Origin of the sequence: Rhizobium sp. GCM10022189 (assembly GCF_042656325.1) — a bacterium.
Classification (GTDB): Bacteria; Pseudomonadota; Alphaproteobacteria; order Rhizobiales; family Rhizobiaceae; genus Rhizobium.
On the sequence record NZ_JBHSOR010000039.1, the window covers coordinates 1 to 18,210 of the forward strand.

Sequence of the window (18,210 nt, forward strand, 5' to 3'; positions counted from 1 at the left end):
GATGAGGCGGTTGGGGACGGCGGCGGCCAGTTCGGGATCGCCGGCGGTAAAGCCGATCTCAACGACGTCGCTCTGGCCGTCGCGCCACACGCTGAGTGCCTTGTAATAGGCCTGGACGACCGGCTCGATCGTCTCTCCGGGCGGCTGCGACGGCCTGTCGGTACTGACGAGGCCCCGCAGCGTTGCCCTGATCCTGTCGACGACGGAGGCCTGGCGCAGGGCCGGGTTGAACTCCGGCCGCTCGTCGAGCCGCAGGTCGCGGATGACCCGTTCCGCCACGTTTCTGGACAGAAGCCGTTCGGTCTCGGAGGTGACGTTGAGCGGCGCATCGCCGCCGGCATCGCCTGTGCTGAGCGCAGTCGCCAGGGGCTTGTGGATCATCAGCCGGGACTCGGCATGGTAAGCCGGCCTCAGCCCCGATATCAGCACGATGGAGGCCGCCATCACAACCGCCATCACAGCCACGATCATCCCCATCCGCCGGCGCAGCAACCGCAAACCCGACGTCAGATCAAACTCTTCCGGCCTCACCTCCGCCTGAAACCGGGGTTCATAGGGCATCGCCGGGAGCGATACGTTGCGATCTGGCGGAAAAGTTGAAATGGTCATTGTGCGCTAACCCTTGCTTGAGGTTGCGCGGAGATGGTTTCGTAGAGCTTTTCCATCGACCGCATATATGCCTTCATGCTGAAATGGTTGAGATAATGGGCGCGCGCCCCGGCCGAGAGGCGGCTGCGGGCGTCTGGATCCGCAACCAGCTTCGCCAGGGCGGCGGCCAGGGCATCCTTGTCTCCGACAGGGACGAACACGCCGTTTTTCCCGTCTGAGATAACCTCCTCATGCGCTCCGACACGGGTGGTGACGACGGCAAGTCCGTGAGAGAGCCCTTCGAGCACGGCCATCGCCAGGCCCTCGGCATGCGAGGGCAAGGCGAGGATATCGGCACGTGCGCACAGCGCACGCGCTTCGTCGGCGCCAAGCCACCCCGGCATCTCCACCCGACCTGAAAGGCCCAGGTCTGCAGCCTGGCGGCGATAGTCTTCCACAGGTCCGTCGCCTGCCAGTACCGCCCGCCACCTTAGCTCCTTCATCAGCGGATGGCTGAGGGCGAGCAGCAGTTCCGGAACGCCCTTGCGTTCGCTCAGGCGGCCAAGGAATACGATCAACGGCGGCTCGCCGGCACGAATGCTGTGCGGGCCGGGGTCGGGAACGCAATTGTGGGCGATGACGAGGCGGCGCTCGTCCACGCCCAGACGTGTCGCGAGCGTCGTGCGATCCCGTTGGCCGAGCGCCACGACGCAATCGGCGCGCTGAAACATCCGGCGTATGAGCGATTGTTGCCGCGGCGAGCGTTCTGCAAAGTCGCCGGCATAGTCGTAGTCGTGCAGGTGCAAGATGTGAAAGCACCCGAGCCAGCGGGCAGCCTCGGTCAGGATCAGCTTTCGCGAGGTGCTGCCGCGGCCGGCGACGTGAATATGATGAATACGTGCGGGATCGAGGATTCGATCTTTCGCCATTGCAAGGATAGCGCCCAGCAGGCGCAGAGGGGACGTTGCCGCAGACCACCGTGGCCCTCTGGTGTCGGTGACGGTATGTTCTGCACCGCCTTCTTTCGCCGTGCCGACTATGTAACCGACCAGCCTGCCAATGCCGCCGCCGTTCTCGCAGCCACCGGGAACGTAGTGACGGACGCTCGTCGTGCAGCGCATCGCCATCTGAGGACCATCCGTCGAGAGCTTCATCAACATGATCCGACCACCTCGCGATAGATGGCGGCCGCCCGGGCGCCGACCTGGTCGGGCGAATTCGGTCCCCTGGCCCATTCGAGCGCGTTGGCGCCGAGATTGTTTCTGAGTGCGTTGTCGTCGGCCAATGTCCGGATCGTCTTTGCGAGGGCTTCCGCATCGCCCGGCGGGACCGCCATTCCCAATCCGTTGGGCTCGACGGTGGCTCGCAATTCGCCCACGTCGGTCACGATAACGGGTTTGCCGAATGCCGCCGCAAGGTTCAGCACGCCGCTCTGGGATGCTTCCGTATAGGGAAGGACAACGATATCGGCGTCGAGGAAAAGCTGGGCGACCTCCTCGTCTTCGATGAAGCGGTTGCGGATATCGTAACGGCCGGCTTCCCCCATGAGGGACCGGAAGACCCAGGGATCGTCGCCACGACCGGCGACCGTAACGTGCAGGTTGGGGAGCGCATCCTTGAGCATCGCCTCGGCACGGATCAGGTGTTCCAGGCCCTTGTAAGCGAAAATCCGCCCAAAGAGCAGGACACGCACCGTCCCATCGCCGCCACGCCGCTTCATTTGCTGCCGTCGCGCGAGTTCCGCATAGCGATGAATGGCAGGATGCGACAGGACATGCACACAGTCGGGCGATTTCGAGTACCGGTCGAGGACCATCCGCTTCAGCCCCTCGCCATGCACGACGATATGTCCCGACTGCTTGACCATCAGTTCCGGAGCCCAGCCGGGAAGGGTGCGCGTGTCGGAATCGCCGGGATGCACTTCCACGTCGTGAACGGTGGTCACGAGCGGGATCGGGCGCCAGAAGGGTACGGCAAAATTCAACCACAATGTGGAGTTGCTCAGCAGGTGAATGAGGTTCGGCCGCTCGTGCCGGATCAGACGCGTGAGCTGGTGCAGGAACCACGGATTGGCAAGCGAACGGTGCCGGGGCCAGTCCAGAAGGTGAAGATCGACGGCCGGATCGAACCAGGAAGCAAGATGCGCATAGCGCCGGCGCGGCACGCCCAGGACGACCGGCATGTGGCGCGCGACGCCGCTCGCGAAGGATATTGTATAGTCCTCCAGTTCGGAAACCAGCAGCAGCGCTTTCATTTCGCCGCCTCCGACAAGCCGATATCTCTGCCCGGGCGGGGGAGGTGGTAGGCGCTGCGCAACGCGTCGCGCGTCCGCCGCAGCAGGTTTGGTTCTCCGGAGAAAAACAGCCCTTCGACAGCGAGCTTGAGCCGGCTGCGCACATTGACGCCATCCAGCCCTGCCGCCGCCATCTGATAGGGGTAGTGATCCCTCAGGTTGAGCCTCGCCGGCAAGTCGTGGAACGAGAGGAACCGGTTCGTCGCCTCGACGCTGCGCTGCCAATGGGCCATCCGCCTTTTCAGCATCGAGGCGTCATCTGCTGGACGGTACCAGTTGTTGTTGTGGATCCGATAGAAGCCGAGCGTTTCCGGCAAGGCGGCAACGTCGCCCAGAAACGGATAGATTCCCGTGAGCCAGGCATCGGCGGATATGCGGAACTGTTCGGGAATCGGCCCGGCGGCATCCCACGCGCTGCGTCGTACGGAGATGGCTGACGTCATGGGGAAGGGCCACCAGCCGGCCGAACGCGTCAATTGCGGCGACAGGTCTCCTGAACACAGGGTTCGGGGGATCGGCTTGAGGATCGGCGAGCCGTCGATCGAAATTGGCTGAAGTCGATGATAGGTAAGCGATACTTCGGGATGCGAGCGGAAGGTCTCAACCGTCGCCGACAGCTTGCCGGGCGCCCACCAGTCGTCGGCGTCCAGAAAACAGAGGATGCCGCCGCTGCTGGATTTCACAGCGGCGTTGATCGCGGCGGCCTGTCCCGAGTTCTCCTGAAAGATCACCTTCACCCGGTCGCCATAAGCTTCCAGAACGGAGCGCGACTCGTCGCTCGATCCATCGTCCACGACGATGATCTCGACATCGGCCATCTCCTGGCTCAGGGCGCTGTCAATCGCGCGTCCGACGAAGCGGCCGTAATTGTAATTGTTGATAAGAACGCTGATGCCTGGTCGCTCCATGACACCCTCTCACGCGGCTTGCCGGATTGGACCGCAGCGCCGCGACGTGTTCCTTGGGACCTCGATGATGGCGGCGTGCAGGGCGCTCCCTTGCCCGGCCGGGATCCTGCATTGAACCGAAGAGGTCGCCGCCAACAATGCCGGGACGGGTGATGCTTCCGTCACACAATGTGCAGAACCAGGACCAGAACGCGAAACCATAGGAATCCCAACCCTCTAAGCATCAACTACGAACAATCAGCCTGCGCGGGAACCATGGCCTTGCGCTATCGGGATCTGCAACCGAGCCATGTCCTTCGCGCCATGCATTCCTCTCCAAGCTACCGGTGAATGGACACACGTAACATCTGCTCTTATTGGCAATCCCTTAGGCCCTGACCGCCACCTTTTGGGGGAGGGAGCCGCAGAAGGCATAAGGACGGAGCGGCTATGGGGTTATGGGCTCATGCTTTGGACGTAGATGCCGCGGTCACGGCGTTGGTGCGCTGCGGATGCGGGCGGATACCCGCAAGCCCGTCCGCGCTGTCACAAGCCATGTTGTTGCGTTTTCTGCACTGTTGCCGGTCCGCTTCGAGAGCGGGGCGAGGGGCGCAGTCCTGCGCACCATTTCGATGGTGCGCAGTTGGTCTATCGTGTGCGCGAGGCCAGCCAGGGTCTGAAAGCGGGCGCGGCTAGGCAGGCGCCCCGATAATCGGTGGAACAACCTTGTTGACCGCAAGCTGGGCCAGTACATCCGGGCTCAGCGTTCCCCGAACGCCGGGATGGCGGTGGCGACCTTCCTCGGCATAGGAATAGGTCTCCGCATCCGACGGGCCGAAAGTCATGAAGACGGCGACACGGTCAGGCGTTCCGGCGATCCGTCGAATGATCGATCGCGTCACGGTGAATGCCTTTTGAACGTCCAGGTGAAGCAGCGGCCCGATCCGTTCGAAAAATTTGCGCAGACTCCTGTCAACCAGGGTCGGCATCTGCCCTGCATGTTCGATGCGCACGTCGAAGATGATCGCATCGCCCGCCCGGACTCCAAGGCCCCTTGCCGGCAGGCTCTGGACCAAGCCTTTCAGGTGAGATTTCGGCCGCACCTTCAATGTTGCGCTCGAGTCCTCGTCCTGGTCCTGCAGGTAGAACGCGATCTTGTAGACCTTGAAATTCTCGTCCGAGAAAATGCTTCCATCGACGCAGCGCGGATGGTGCGGGACGTCGTTATGCCACGACGACGTCGTGTTGATCATCAGATCGCACTCGCCTGTCAGAACGACATCGAGCGGTTGGGTAATTTCTTTGAGACGGTTGAGGATCGTATCGGAAGTCATGAATCTCGCGACTTCGTCCACGACATACATGGCATGAAGCTGGAATTTGCCGCCGTACAAATACTTGCCGCCGGACTTTAGATGCTGTCTGGCAACCCGCCGCAATCTTTCCACCTGTTCAGGCGTCAGCACATCCCTGATGACAGTATAACCATTGGAGGTCAGATCGTTCTGCAGCTGGTTGGTCGTGCTGGGCGCCTCTGGAGGCCCGCTGGCCGGCGCCCGCAATTCGTCTATTGAATTCACCCCTGTTGAATTCACCATTGTCTCTCTCCCCGGCTTTCTCGCGCTCAAACCTCCCCAGCTTTGGTCGCGCTAAAGCGACTGTCTTCCGCAGCTTCGCGAAGGTCAAACCGCTCTTTTCGGGGTAACGCTTATCAAAAAGAGCAATCGAGCCTACCCCGGGGATAGGGCCTTACTTCCAATATTGTATCTATTTCTATGAAGAACGCAGAAATGTGAAGTCTTTCTACGTCCAATAGCTGGAGCTGAAAGTATGGAGGCAGCGAGCCTGCCAGCATATTCTGGCGACAGTTTCAGTTGGCAAAAGCGTAGATCATGAGAAATTCACCAGCAGACAGAAACCGAACTTCAGTCCCTGATTCAAAGGATTCCCTGAAGTGGACGAATGTCCTTGGTGTTCGAGTTTCCGCAGTCAATCTCGAAAGCGCGACCGGACTTATCGAAAAGGCGATCGAAGACCGCAGGAAAGAATATGTGTGCGTTCGCGACGCACACGGTGTCGTGCGGTGTCAGAAAGATCCCGAGCTTCGGTCCATCCATAACCGGGCGTTCCTGGTAACCCCGGACGGCATGCCGTTGGTATGGGCGCTGAGACATGCCGGCTACGCGGAAAGCGACAGGGTCTACGGACCGGATCTCATGCTGTCCGTTTTCGATGCCGGCAGTTCCAAGGGTTTGCGCCACTTCCTTTACGGCGCGACAGCCGAAACGCTCGGCCAGCTGCAGACGCGACTTCTGGCAAAATATCCGCAGGCGCGGATCGTCGGTTCCTATGCGCCGCCTTTTCGCCAGCTGTCCATGCAGGAGGAAACGGATGTTGCCGACCGGCTCAACCGGTCGGGTGCCGACATCATCTGGGTTGGGTTAAGCAGTCCCAAACAGGAACTCTGGATGGCGCGCATGCGCGAGCGCCTGGACGCGCCGATGCTCATCGGCGTCGGCGCTGCTTTCGACTTCCACGCCGGTCTCAAGCGGCAGGCTCCCAGGATCATTCAAAGAAGCGGCTTCGAATGGGCGTTTCGCCTTCTCTGCGAGCCGCGACGGCTGTGGCGGCGCTATGCGCTGGTCGTGCCGACCTTCATCTCACTGACCGCCTTTCAGAGGCTGGGCCTTCGAAAGTTTCCGATCGAGGACGCCGTCTCCGGGTCGGGACAAAGGCCGTAGAGGAGTAAAGCATCATGTCCTCATTTGCGCCGTCAGCGATGACATCGGGTCCGTCGAAGGCATCTTCCACAAACGACATGGCGTCGCGAGCGATCCCGGCGGGGTCGGTACCACCCATCGCAGCCAAGACGGCGGATCGCATTGGCTCGACAGGGCTGAGTATGCCGGCCGCACTGCAGCGCCGGCTTCCTCGGTTTGCAACGTCGTCGCTTCTGGTTGCCGGCGACATCGCGAGCTATCTGGTTGCCTATTTCGCCCTTCTGTCGTTCCTTCCAGAGGGCGCGGAGGGCAGGCTAGCGGAGCGCGCCTTCATCCTCACGGCACTGGCTGCGATCGTTCTTTATGCCTCGGCCGGCCTCTATCCCGGATATCGGCTGCACGACCACGAACATCTGCGCCGGCGCACGATAGCTGCCGTCAAGGTGGCCGTCCTGACGGTATTCGGAGCGATCATCCTGCCGGATGGCGAACGGCTGCTGCTTGCCATCATCGGCTTCCTCGGGCTCGGGCTGATCGTTCAGCCAATCGTGCATTGGCTTGCGAGAGGCCTGTGCTGGAAACTTGGCATCTGGGGAGAGCGCGCGGTGATCATAGGGGGGCGCAATCTTGCTCCCGCGCTCGTGGCGCATTTCAAGCGCCACTGGCAGTATGGCATCAGGCCGGAATCTTTCTCCCCCGACACGTCGGAAGCATTGCCGGACGGTGGGCCATCCATTGCCCTGATCGCAGCTGATGCGGGTTCGCTTGCACCCGATCTGGCGGCCATGCGCCGGAAGTTTGCGGAAGTCATTCTGCTCTCCGACACGCCGAGCCTCAAGGTCAGCGGCCTGCGGCCGGCGGATGTCGGCGGAGAGATCGGTATTCGCCTCGCCACCGGCGGAAGTCCGGTGAATTCGGATCTGGTTCGCCGAGCCCTCGATCTTGCAATCGCTATTCCCGCCGCGATTGTCGTCGCGCCCTTCATTGCGATTGCGGCCGCCGCGATCTACGTCATCGATCCGGGTCCTGTCTTCTTCCGGCATGCCAGGGAGGGACTGTCCGGCAAGCCGGTCTATGTGCTGAAACTGAGGACGATGTACCGGGATGCGGAGCAGCGTCTCGAAGCCTTGTTCCGGGAAAACCCGGCGATGCGCGCCGAGTGGCTGGCCCATTTCAAGCTCAAGGACGATCCGCGCGTCCTGCCGGTCATTGGGCATCTCCTTCGCTCATCGAGCTTCGATGAGCTCCCGCAACTGGCGAACATCATTGCGGGCGAGATGGCCATCGTCGGACCGCGTCCGTTTCCGGAATATCACCTGCTGGCGATGGACGGCGAATTTCGCGACAAGCGCCGTTCCGTCACGCCAGGGCTCACGGGCCTTTGGCAGATATCCGAACGAAGCAATGCGGATATCGAGCTGCAGCAGCAGCTCGACGAGTTCTACATCGACAATCGGTCCCTCTGGTTCGACTGCCAAATTCTTTTCAGCACGATCCCTGCGGTCTTCAAGCGCAGGGGAGCTTACTGACCATCCTCGCTTCTGCGGGGCAACCATCAACAACGGAGCACACCAATGCACGGACAAAAGCGAATTATGGTAACCGGCGGCACCGGATTTCTGGGATCATTCCTGTGCGAAAGGCTGTTGCGGGAAGGCAATGATGTCCTCGCGGTGGACAACTACTACACCGGCTCGCGCGACAACGTGCTGCATCTTCTCGACGACCCGCGCTTCGAGATCCTTCGCCACGACATTACCTTCCCGCTCTATGTGGAAGTCGACGAGATCTACAATCTCGCCTGCCCGGCATCCCCGGTCCATTACCAGGTCGATCCCGTTCAGACGATCAAGACCAATGTGCACGGCGCCATCAATATGCTTGGCCTTGCCAAACGCACCAAGGCGAAGATCTTCCAGGCCTCCACGAGTGAAGTCTACGGTGATCCGGCAGTCCATCCCCAGCCCGAGGAATATCGGGGCAGCGTGAACCCCATAGGGCCGCGGGCATGCTACGACGAAGGCAAGCGCTGTGCCGAAACATTGTTCTTCGACTACCATCGCCAATATGGCGTGGAAATCCGGGTGGCGCGCATCTTCAACACGTACGGGCCGCGCATGCAGACCAATGACGGTCGCGTCGTCTCCAATTTCATCGTTCAGGCGCTTCAGAACGAGCCGATCACCATCTTCGGAAACGGAACGCAAACCCGCTCGTTCTGCTATGTGGACGATCTGATTGAGGGCTTCATCCGCCTGATGGGCGCGCCTGCCGGCATCACCGGGCCGATCAATCTCGGCAACCCCGGAGAATTCCAGGTTCGCGAACTGGCCGAAATGGTCATCGAAATGACCGGGTCGAAATCAAGCATCGTTTACAAGCCTCTGCCGATCGACGATCCGACGCAGCGCAAACCGGATATCAGCCGCGCAAAACAGGACCTCGGCTGGCAGCCGACAGTAAATCTGCGCGAAGGGCTGGAGAAAACCATCGCCTATTTCGAATGGAAGCTTTCTGGCGGAGCCAGGAGCATGCCTAGCGCGCGGTCCCAGCAAGCGGCTTATGCCCATCTGCCGACGCCGGCCGTCGGCCTTCCCGTCCAGGAAGCCGTATCGATCGGGCCGTGAACGGCAACGCCGGTCCTGGTGGGGCGAAGCTCGGTTTCTTTCGATGGGATGGTGCCGGAAACATGAATGTGCATAGGATACCAACAGGAGCCGCCCCTGCGGGCACGAAACAGCGGCTGGGGCCGATCGTCTTTGCGGTCGATGCGGCTTACGCCGTTCCCCTGGCGACCGCGCTTAGATCGGTCGCCGAAAACAACAGAGATGCATGGCCTCTGGATATCCATGTCATTCATGAAGGTATAGGCGAAGAAACAAAGCGCCGGATCTTTGATTCCCTGCCGGCAAACTCCACAGTCATCCAGTGGCATCCCATCGGAACCCTGTCTTTCGCGAGCGGATTTTCCACGCGCCCCGGCGTCTCGAAGATGACCTTCGCAAGGATCCTTCTGCCGCAGTTCCTTCCGGAGAGCTGTAACCGGGCTCTCTATCTGGACGGCGACATCCTCGTGCTGGCTGCGCTTGAACAGCTGTGGAATGCCGATCTGGGCGAGGCGGTAATCGGCGCCGTGCCGGACTACTGGCTGGACGATGTGGTGAGCAAAGAGCCGGGGGCGGCAGGCCCTCCCCGGGTGGAGCGCTATTTCAACGCCGGCATTCTTCTTATCGACCTTGAGAAATGGCGGAAGGAGCGGATATCGGAACGGTCGCTGGATTATCTCGATCGCTTTCCGACGACGGAATATTCGGATCAGGACGCTCTCAACGTCGCCTGCGACGGAAAGTGGAAAGTTCTGGATCGCGCCTGGAATTTCCAGTTCGAGCCCACACAGGCGATCGGTCGCATCGCGCTCGAACAGAAGCTCGGGATCGTGCATTTCGTAACCAACGTGAAGCCCTGGAAATCGGGAAGCTTGAGCCCGAACGTCGCATTCTACGATGCGTTCCGATCCCGGACCCGATTTGCGCTGACGCGCCGGGAGCGCATTCAAAGTGGCCTGAAGCGCGCAGGCTCCCGGCTGCTTGCCCGATCCGCGCTGTTGCGGGCCGTGTGGTCCTGCACGAAATCGGCAATGCAGACGTACACATCAACTTTGGCGCGAATGAATCGGGGAGCGAGGAACGCGTGAAGAGCGAAGCGAAGCCGAGTGGCGCCCGTGGAGGAAAAAACTTGCAACGAGTTGATGTCGTAATTCCCTGTTACAACTACGCTCACTTCCTGCGGGAATGTGTTGAAAGCGTTCTTTCGCAGGCCAATGTCGAAGTACGTGTGCTCATCCTGGATGATTGCTCGCCGGACAATACGCCCGAGGTCGGAATGGCCTTGGCATCCCGGGATAAACGGGTTGCCTATCGTCGGCATGCGGCAAACAAGGGACACATCGCGACCTATAATGAGGGTATCGAGTGGGCAGGCGGTGACCTATTCCTGCTTCTGTCCGCGGACGATTATCTATTGCCAGGTGCGCTGGGCCGCGCGGCAGCGCTGATGCGTGACAATCCCGATGTGGGGTTTGCGTTCGGGAACGCACTTGTGGCCGAGCCGGACGGCGTCATAACCAGGCGCGTCGATCCTCTCGGCGAGCGGAATGTGCCGCCCATGCAGGTCCTGTCCGGTCCGCAATTCATGCGCCTAAGCGGGGCAAGCAACCTCGTTCCGACACCGACGGCCGTCGTCAGAACGGCGCTGCAAAAGCATGTTGGCGGCTATCATAAGGAACTGCCGCATGCCGGTGACATGGAGATGTGGCTGCGGCTCGCATCGCATGCCGGGGTGGGCTATATCAACGAAGACCAGGCAGTATATCGCAGACATGCTTCGAACATGTCGCTGCAATACTACGGCCAAAGTATTCTCCCCGACCTCCGGCAAAGAAAACATGCTTTCGATATCCTGTTTCGCCAGGGCGCCGACAGCCTCAAGACAGATGAAAAACTGAGGCGTTTCCTTGCCAGAGATCTGGGGAAAGAGTCGCTTCGCCTGGCTGGAATGGCATTCAACAATTCCGATCTTGCCACTGCCGCGGCCATTCAGCGCTTTGCCCTCGAGGTTTCTCCGGAGGTGCGAAATTCACTGCCCTGGATCAAGCTGGCCTGCAAGCGGATCATCGGACCAAGATATTGGTATGCCCTGAATTCCATCGGGCGGTGGGTTGCAGGATGAGCGGGCAGGGATGTGCAGCGGAATTGTCGATCACGGCCCCGGCGGCGGTCGGTGCCGCCGGGATGATCTGGCGCAGAAACGCGTCTGCTGCAGCCAAACCATTCAATCGTCTGACGGTGTCAGCACAGTGTCTTGTTTGCGCTGACGCCGGAAATGCTGTTTTGAAACAGGTCGTTGAGCTTGAACACGACTTCCGTTCTGTTCGTTGCCTTGACCTTTTTCATGATGTTGCGGACATGCACCTTCACGGTGCTTTCCCGCAGGTTGAGTTCATAGGCGATGATCTTGTTCGCCTTTCCGCGCCGGAGCGCCTCGACCACCTCTGCCTGACGGTCCGTGAAGATGCCGGCCAGGGGACGGGCGGTCGTGTTGCTGGATTCCAGCAAGTGACGCATGGCGAAGAGCGTGCTGGCGGGCACAAAAACACCACCCGCTACCGACAGTGCAATCAGCTCCATGCAGACGCTGATACTGACCGAGGCGGGTATGTAGCCCTTGGCGCCGTATTCGATCGCCTTGAGGATCTGGCCGAAATCGTCGCTATCGGCCAGTATGATGACGGGTATCGCGCCGAATTCCGCAGCAAGGCTTCTGATCTGCCCCGAGACGGCAGGCTCGTCGATTTTCTTGCCACCGATATTCAAGAGGATAGCTGAAAGCGGCGGATATTCGTCGCATTTCTGCTTCCACTCCTCAATACTTCCGAATGCCAGTATAAGTAGATCCGTCTTGTGAGCGGCCATGCACTGCGCGAGGCATTGCCGATCAAGTTCACGGTTGTCGAGGATCACCAAAGAGTGCTTTGGCCTCGATTGCGAGCTCAATCCGGTAGAGGTATTCTCTACTTTAAGTGGAAGAGCCACATTTTCCTGTCTAAGGTCTAAATTTGGAACAAGCGCTGAATTCACTGCTTCATCCTCCCCAGCCGAGTTTCCCTACGCCCCAACAAAACCGAATACTCAAGCCCTTCAAATATGAGGGTTTGGCAGCACTAAAGTAGGATTTAAATACCACAGTTCCTGTTATCTTAAACTAGCTAATATAGGCTAAAGGATCAGATTAGTTCCATCGTAAGGTGTAAATAGGACGTAATTCTTGGTATAAACTTATACGATACTATGCCATTCGCGGAATGGTTGATTGTGTTGCTCCCCGGTTACGAACGCAGCCGCTAAACGCATGAAAACAATGCCCGCCCCACGGCGCATAGCTCGGATATGCCAGGACCTGGTCCTTCACCAATCTTGATCGTTGGCTATGAATTTCGGCGTACATCGTCGTAAGTAGATACGTCTTTAGGTGAATAAGCTTAGACGTTTTGTTTCTTTACTCTGGTTGCGAAAACAATTCTCTTTGAATGGAAAGAAATATTTGTTTCTTCGAGATGAAATCTTGGCGCAATCATCCGGTTGACGGTTTCATCTAGAAGTCAGGGTTTGATGAAGAGTAAGGGGTGCATGCGTATGATTGCATCAGATGTAAAGCTGGATGATAGCAGCGTCATCCATCATCGAGATCTCGTGAATCTCTATGGCTGCACGATCGGCGCGGGAACCCGCATCGGCACCTTCGTTGAAATCCAGAAAAACGTCGTCGTCGGAAAAAACTGCAAGATCTCCAGCCATTCCTTCCTGTGCGAAGGCGTGATGCTGGAAGACGGCGTTTTTATCGGCCACGGCGTCATGTTCACCAACGACACATACCCGCGCGCCGTCAATGCGGACGGCAGCCTGCAGACCGAAGCGGACTGGGCCGTGGTGCGCACCCTGGTCAAGCGCCACGCATCGATCGGCAGCAATGCGACCATTCTCCCTGGCGTCACGATCGGAGAGGCTGCGCAGGTCGGCGCCGGAGCGGTCGTAACGAAGAACGTGCCTGACGGCGCGATTGTCGCCGGCGTTCCGGCCAGGATTACCGGTCGCGTTCATGACCGGTCCGTCAACATGCAAGCGTTGGGAGGAATGCGATGATCGGCATTGCAGTTGTTGGATATGGCTATTGGGGTCCCAACCTGGTGCGCAACATTTCGGAAGCGGCCGGTGCAGAACTCATCGCGGTCTGTGACCTCAATGTCGAGCGCCTGGCGGCGGTCAAAAGCCGGTACCCCGCGGTAACGATCACCGACAATTTCGAGGAAGTTCTGCGCGATCCGCGAGTGGATGCGATCGCTATCGCGACGCCGGTCTTCACGCATTTCAAACTTGCCATGCAGGCGATGATGGCCGGAAAGCACGTCTTCGTCGAAAAGCCCATGGCCTCGACCGCAGAAGAAGCGGCACGCATGGTCGAGGAGGCCGCGCGCCGGCGCCTCGTGCTCGCCGTGGACCATACTTTCGTTCACACAGGCGCGGTGCGCAAGATGCGGGAGCTGGTCGAGAGCGGTCTCGGCGACATGTATTATTACGACTCGGTCCGGGTCAATCTTGGGCTCTTCCAGCACGATGTCAGCGTCATCTGGGATCTTGCCGTGCACGATCTGTCCATCCTGGACCATGTGGTGCAGGAGAGGCCCGTAGCCGTTTCCGCGACGGGCATGAGCCATGTGCTCGGCGAGCCGGAGAACATCGCCTACCTCACGCTCTTCTTCGAGAGCAAGCTTATCGCACATATCCACGTCAATTGGCTGGCGCCGGTCAAGGTACGCCGCACGCTGATCGGCGGCAGCGCCAAGATGGTCGTCTACGACGACCTGGAGCCCAGCGAAAAGATCAAGGTCTACGACAAGGGCATTACGCTAAACCCCAATTCCCAGGCCTATGGCGAGAACGTGCATCAGATGATGGTCGGCTATCGCAGCGGCGACATGTGGGCGCCCAAGCTCGACATGACCGAGGCGCTGAAACGCGAACTGGATCAATTCGTCGATTGCATCGAGCAAAATACGCGGCCGATTACCGACGGCAATGCCGGGCTGCGTGTCGTGCGCATTCTTGAAGCCGCAAGCCGGTCGCTCGCCCAGCGCGGTCGCATCATCGAGCTGGAAGAGGCGAGGCTTATCGCATGATCCCGTTTTTGGACCTCAAGGCACAATATCAGTCCCTCAAGAGCGAAATCGACGCCGCCGTGCTCGGCGTCCTGGCGTCGGGCCAATATATACTGGGCGAGGAAGTCGCCCGGCTCGAGCAGGAATTCGCTGACTATTGCAACGTGAAGCATGCGATCGCCGTCAATACCGGGACGAGTGCCCTGCATCTGTCGCTTCTTGCGGCAGGCGTCGGCCCCGGCGATGAGGTCATCACCGTACCGTTCACCTTTGTCGCGACGGTATCGGCGATCTGCTACACCGGCGCACGACCGGTCTTCGTCGATATCGAGCCTGTGACGCTCACGATGGATGCGGCTCAGCTCGAGGCGAAGATTACGCGCCGGACCAGGGCCATCATTCCCGTCCATCTCTACGGCCAGATGGCCGATATGGATGCCATCAAGGCCATTGCCGACCGCCACGGTATCCCGGTCATCGAGGATGCCTGCCAGGCGCACGGGGCGCGATACAGGGGCAAGCGCGCCGGCAGCATCGGTCTGTCCGGCTGCTTCAGCTTCTATCCGGGCAAAAATCTCGGCGCCTGCGGCGAGGGCGGCATCGTTGTGACCGACAGCGACGAGCAGGCCAAGACCATGCGCATGTTGCGCGACTGGGGACAGGAACAGCGCTACCACCATGTGCTGAAGGGCTTCAATTACCGTATGGATGCCATTCAGGGCGCCATCCTGCGCATCAAGCTTCGCCATCTCGACGCCTGGACGGAAGCGCGGCGTAGCCATGCCCGGCGTTACTCGTCGCTACTTGCGGGCGCGACGCAATTGACGACGCCTGTCGAGGCCGCCGATCGCCGCCACGTCTATCACGTCTATGCCATCAGAAGCCCTGATCGCGACGCACTTCAGCGTGTGCTGACGGCGGAAGGCATCCCCTCCGGATTGCATTATCCCGTTCCCGTTCATCTGCAGAAGGCGCATGCCGACCTCGGCCATCGGGCCGGCGACTTCCCGGTTTCGGAAGCTGCCGCACGCGAGGTTCTCTCCCTGCCGATCTATCCGGAGATGCCTGCTGCGCACGTCGATCAGGTGGCGGCAGCACTGGAGTACGCTTATGTCAGTTGATCGCGCAGGCGAGGCGCGCGTTGTACAGGCGGTTCACGGACGCAGTCGCAAGCCAGCGGATCCCGCCTATCAGGCGGGACTTGCCGAGGAACTGAGGCAGTCATATGGCCGCGCCGGCCTTATCGAACTCTACGGGCGCTTTGCGGCAGGCGACGGTGTCGTGGACACGCTGATGCGCAAAGCCATCTGGCAGGCGCTCGCACGCAGTTGCGGCGAGGGTCTGCAGGTTGCGGGCGGCGCCGGTTTCAAACATCCCGAAACGTTCGATATCGGCAGCGGCGTGTTCATCGGCGCTCAGGCCTATATCCAGGGCCGCTACGACGGCACCTGCAAGATCGGCAACAATGTCTGGATCGGGCCGATGGCCTATTTCGACGCGCGCGATCTGGTGATCGAGGATTCCGTTGGGTGGGGACCGGGTGCCAAGGTGCTCGGCTCGACCCACACCGCGTTGCCAGTAGACGTGCCGATCATTCGCACGGATCTCGAAATCAGGCCGGTTCGGATCGGCGCGGGCGCCGATATCGGAACGAACGCGACAATCCTGCCCGGTGTCAGCATCGGTGAAGGGGCGATCGTCGGCGCGGGCGCAATCGTGGTTTCCGATGTCGAGCCCTATTCGGTCGTCGCGGGCGTACCGGCAAAGTTCATACGCTGGCGCAAGGAAGCCGATCCTGCGCTGGACATATCGCGTGGAGGAAGATCGTGAGAAATCAGCGGATACTCATTACCGGCGGGGCCGGCCTGATCGGGTCGCACATTGCCGATCTTGTTGCACTCGAAAAACCGCGCGAGATCATCATCCTCGACAATTTCGTGCGTGGGCGGCGCGACAATCTCAGTGCGGCGATAGCCGGCGGAGCCGTCAACATCGTCGAGGGAGATATCCGCGACAGGGCGCTGCTGGCGAAAATCTTCGAGGGCGTCGATATCGTTTTCCATCAGGCGGCCATTCGCATCACGCAATGCGCGGAAGAGCCGCGGCTTGCCTTCGATGTTCTGGCCGAAGGCACGTTCAACGTCCTTGAAGCTGCCGTCAATGCGCGCGTGTCCAAGGTCGTCGCCGCCTCATCGGCCTCGGTACTGGGGCTTGCCGAGAGTTTCCCAACGACCGAAAACCATCATCCGTACAATAACCGGACGATTTACGGCGCGGCCAAGACGTTCAACGAGGGGCTGCTGCGCAGCTTCGCGGACATGTATGGCCTGCGCTATGTGGCGCTGCGCTATTTCAACGTCTACGGGCCGCGAATGGACGTCTACGGCGCCTACACGGAAGTGCTGATCCGCTGGATGGAGCGCCTGGCGGCCGGCATGCCGCCCCTCGTCTACGGCGATGGCAGCCAGACGATGGATTTCGTGGATGCGCGTGATATCGCCCGGGCAAATCTGCTGGCGGCGAAAAGCGATGTCACCGATGAGGTGTTCAATGTCGCGAGCGGCAGGGAAATAAGCCTCCTGGAACTCGCGCAGATGCTAAGCGGCATCATGGGAGTCTCGCTTGCGCCGGAGCACAAGGAGGCCCGCGCGGTCAACGGTGTGACCCGTCGTCTTGCCGATGTCAGCAAGGCCGAAAGGCTCCTGGGCTTTAAGGCGGAGATATCGATGGAACAGGGGCTGCGCGACCTCGTCGAATGGTGGCAGTTGAAGACTGCAGCAGGGGGGCAGGCTGCATGAGTGCGTCATCGTCCACGATTCCGGTCGCCAAGCCCGTTCTGGGCGAGGAAGAGGCCGAGGCCGCGCGTCGCGTCATTCTGTCGGGATGGGTGACGCAGGGGCCGGAAGTCGCGGCATTCGAGCGTGAATTTGCCGCCTTCGTCGGTGCGGCGCATGCCTGCGCCGTATCCAACTGCACGACCGCACTGCATCTCGCCCTGAAGGCCGTCGGCGTGGGTGCCGGTGACGAAGTCATCACCGTCAGCCATTCCTTCATCGCCACCGCGAACGCCGTTCGGTACTGCGACGGCGTGCCTGTCTTCGTCGATATCGAAGCGGATGGCTACAATATCGACGCCAGCCTTATCGAAGCGGCGATCACGCCCCGCACCAAGGCAATCCTCTGCGTGCACCAGCTCGGCATGCCTTGCGATCTCCGCTCGATCGTGGAGATCGGCAGGCGCCACAAGATTCCGGTCATCGAGGATGCGGCCTGCGCGACAGGAAGCGAAATCCTTTGGGACGGACGCTGGGAAAAAATCGGCAAGGCGCATGGTGACATTGCCTGCTTCTCCTTCCATCCCCGCAAGGTCGTCACGACAGGCGACGGCGGTATGCTGACCACGGCCAACCCCGATCATGATCGAAAATTCCGGCTGTGGCGTCAGCACGGAATGAGCGTCACCGATGCCGTTCGCCACGGTTCGAAACAGGTGATCTTCGAGGATTATGACGAACTGGGCTATAACTACCGCATGACCGACCTGCAGGCCGCCGTCGGGCGGGAACAGCTGCGGAGGTTGCCGCAACTGATCGCGCAACGGCGGCGGCTCGCAGAGCTGTATCGCAAGCGCCTGTCCTTACTCCCCGGGCTTTCTCCGGTCGAGCCGCGCTGGGCGCGCAGCAACTGGCAGAGCTTCTGTGTGAGGTTGCCTGAGACAGCCGACCAGCGGGCGGTCATGCAGGCCCTCCTTGATCAGGGGATATCGACGCGGCGCGGCGTGATGAACATACATCTGGAAGGCGCCTATGCAGACCGGAACTCGCATCGTGCTGCCTCAAGCCTGATGCGAAGCGTATCGGCGCAGCGGCAAACGATCATCCTGCCGCTTTATGCCCAGATGACGGAATTCGACGTCGCATGCGTTGTCGAGACACTTTACGCAGCGCTTGCGGAAGCCGCGGCCCCCAATGGGAGCGCACAACCTGGCCTGGACGCCGCTCTGGTCTGACG

At 60.4% G+C, this 18,210-nt stretch carries 16 protein-coding genes and 1 pseudogene; 11 read left to right on the plus strand and 6 right to left on the minus strand.

Features of this window, described 5'->3' with window-relative positions:
• The 5 genes and pseudogenes from ACFPWW_RS15055 to ACFPWW_RS15075 all read right to left on the minus strand — a co-directional run.
• A pseudogene (locus tag ACFPWW_RS15055) lies at positions 1–471 on the minus strand (exopolysaccharide biosynthesis protein); the annotation flags it as partial.
• A 134-nt stretch (positions 472–605) separates the two neighbouring features.
• Positions 606–1,748 (minus strand): glycosyltransferase family 4 protein, encoded by a 1,143-nt coding sequence (locus tag ACFPWW_RS15060; RefSeq protein ID WP_377312346.1) that lies wholly within the window; start codon positions 1,746–1,748, stop codon positions 606–608.
• Positions 1,742–2,842 carry a glycosyltransferase family 4 protein gene (locus tag ACFPWW_RS15065; protein ID WP_377312347.1) on the minus strand — a complete coding sequence of 367 codons (1,101 nt, stop codon included), beginning with the start codon at positions 2,840–2,842 and terminating at the stop codon, positions 1,742–1,744. Before ACFPWW_RS15065 ends, ACFPWW_RS15060 begins: the two co-directional genes overlap by 7 nt.
• Complete coding sequence (locus tag ACFPWW_RS15070; protein WP_377312349.1) at positions 2,839–3,789, minus strand: glycosyltransferase family 2 protein; 951 nt, start codon at positions 3,787–3,789, stop codon at positions 2,839–2,841. The genes ACFPWW_RS15065 and ACFPWW_RS15070 overlap by 4 nt, the downstream gene beginning before the upstream one ends.
• Positions 3,790–4,460: 671 nt before the next feature.
• Positions 4,461–5,396, minus strand: coding sequence for a phytanoyl-CoA dioxygenase family protein (locus ACFPWW_RS15075; RefSeq protein ID WP_377312350.1), 936 nt, complete (start codon positions 5,394–5,396; stop codon positions 4,461–4,463).
• A 264-nt stretch (positions 5,397–5,660) separates the two neighbouring features.
• Between ACFPWW_RS15075 and ACFPWW_RS15080 the strand changes: the two genes are divergently transcribed.
• The 5 genes from ACFPWW_RS15080 to ACFPWW_RS15100 are packed head-to-tail and all read left to right on the plus strand — an operon-like array spanning position 5,661 to position 11,216.
• Positions 5,661–6,509 (plus strand): WecB/TagA/CpsF family glycosyltransferase, encoded by an 849-nt coding sequence (locus ACFPWW_RS15080; protein ID WP_377312351.1) that lies wholly within the window; start codon positions 5,661–5,663, stop codon positions 6,507–6,509.
• 14 nt (positions 6,510–6,523) lie between these two features.
• Positions 6,524–8,017, plus strand: a complete 1,494-nt coding sequence (locus ACFPWW_RS15085) for a sugar transferase (RefSeq protein WP_377312352.1) — start codon at positions 6,524–6,526, stop codon at positions 8,015–8,017.
• A 45-nt stretch (positions 8,018–8,062) separates the two neighbouring features.
• Positions 8,063–9,115, plus strand: a complete 1,053-nt coding sequence (locus ACFPWW_RS15090; RefSeq protein ID WP_112753592.1) for a UDP-glucuronic acid decarboxylase family protein — start codon at positions 8,063–8,065, stop codon at positions 9,113–9,115.
• Positions 9,112–10,182: a glycosyltransferase family 8 protein gene (locus ACFPWW_RS15095; protein ID WP_377312353.1), complete on the plus strand. Its 1,071-nt coding sequence runs from the start codon at positions 9,112–9,114 to the stop codon at positions 10,180–10,182. The genes ACFPWW_RS15090 and ACFPWW_RS15095 overlap by 4 nt, the downstream gene beginning before the upstream one ends.
• Positions 10,183–10,223: 41 nt before the next feature.
• Positions 10,224–11,216 carry a glycosyltransferase family 2 protein gene (locus ACFPWW_RS15100; protein WP_377312700.1) on the plus strand — a complete coding sequence of 331 codons (993 nt, stop codon included), beginning with the start codon at positions 10,224–10,226 and terminating at the stop codon, positions 11,214–11,216.
• 119 nt (positions 11,217–11,335) lie between these two features.
• Here ACFPWW_RS15100 and ACFPWW_RS15105 read toward each other — a convergent pair whose 3' ends face one another.
• The gene (locus ACFPWW_RS15105; protein ID WP_377312354.1) at positions 11,336–12,124 is read right to left on the minus strand and encodes a response regulator transcription factor; all 789 of its coding nucleotides are present in this window, start codon (positions 12,122–12,124) and stop codon (positions 11,336–11,338) included.
• A gap of 555 nt (positions 12,125–12,679) precedes the next feature.
• Between ACFPWW_RS15105 and ACFPWW_RS15110 the strand changes: the two genes are divergently transcribed.
• Genes ACFPWW_RS15110 through ACFPWW_RS15135 form a run of 6 tightly spaced genes read left to right on the plus strand, consistent with a single transcriptional unit; the run spans position 12,680 to position 18,208 of the window.
• On the plus strand, positions 12,680–13,186 hold the full coding sequence (locus ACFPWW_RS15110; protein ID WP_113500454.1) for an acyltransferase: 507 nt from the start codon (positions 12,680–12,682) through the stop codon (positions 13,184–13,186).
• Positions 13,183–14,220 carry a Gfo/Idh/MocA family protein gene (locus ACFPWW_RS15115; RefSeq protein ID WP_112564198.1) on the plus strand — a complete coding sequence of 346 codons (1,038 nt, stop codon included), beginning with the start codon at positions 13,183–13,185 and terminating at the stop codon, positions 14,218–14,220. The genes ACFPWW_RS15110 and ACFPWW_RS15115 overlap by 4 nt, the downstream gene beginning before the upstream one ends.
• A complete protein-coding gene (locus ACFPWW_RS15120) occupies positions 14,217–15,320 on the plus strand; it encodes a DegT/DnrJ/EryC1/StrS family aminotransferase (RefSeq protein WP_112564200.1) in 1,104 nt (367 codons plus the stop codon). The genes ACFPWW_RS15115 and ACFPWW_RS15120 overlap by 4 nt, the downstream gene beginning before the upstream one ends.
• Positions 15,310–16,029 (plus strand): acyltransferase, encoded by a 720-nt coding sequence (locus tag ACFPWW_RS15125; RefSeq protein WP_112704073.1) that lies wholly within the window; start codon positions 15,310–15,312, stop codon positions 16,027–16,029. Before ACFPWW_RS15120 ends, ACFPWW_RS15125 begins: the two co-directional genes overlap by 11 nt.
• Positions 16,026–16,997, plus strand: a complete 972-nt coding sequence (locus ACFPWW_RS15130; RefSeq protein ID WP_377312356.1) for an NAD-dependent epimerase/dehydratase family protein — start codon at positions 16,026–16,028, stop codon at positions 16,995–16,997. The genes ACFPWW_RS15125 and ACFPWW_RS15130 overlap by 4 nt, the downstream gene beginning before the upstream one ends.
• Positions 16,994–18,208: a DegT/DnrJ/EryC1/StrS family aminotransferase gene (locus ACFPWW_RS15135; protein ID WP_377312357.1), complete on the plus strand. Its 1,215-nt coding sequence runs from the start codon at positions 16,994–16,996 to the stop codon at positions 18,206–18,208. Before ACFPWW_RS15130 ends, ACFPWW_RS15135 begins: the two co-directional genes overlap by 4 nt.
• The last annotated feature ends 2 nt before the right edge of the window (positions 18,209–18,210 follow it).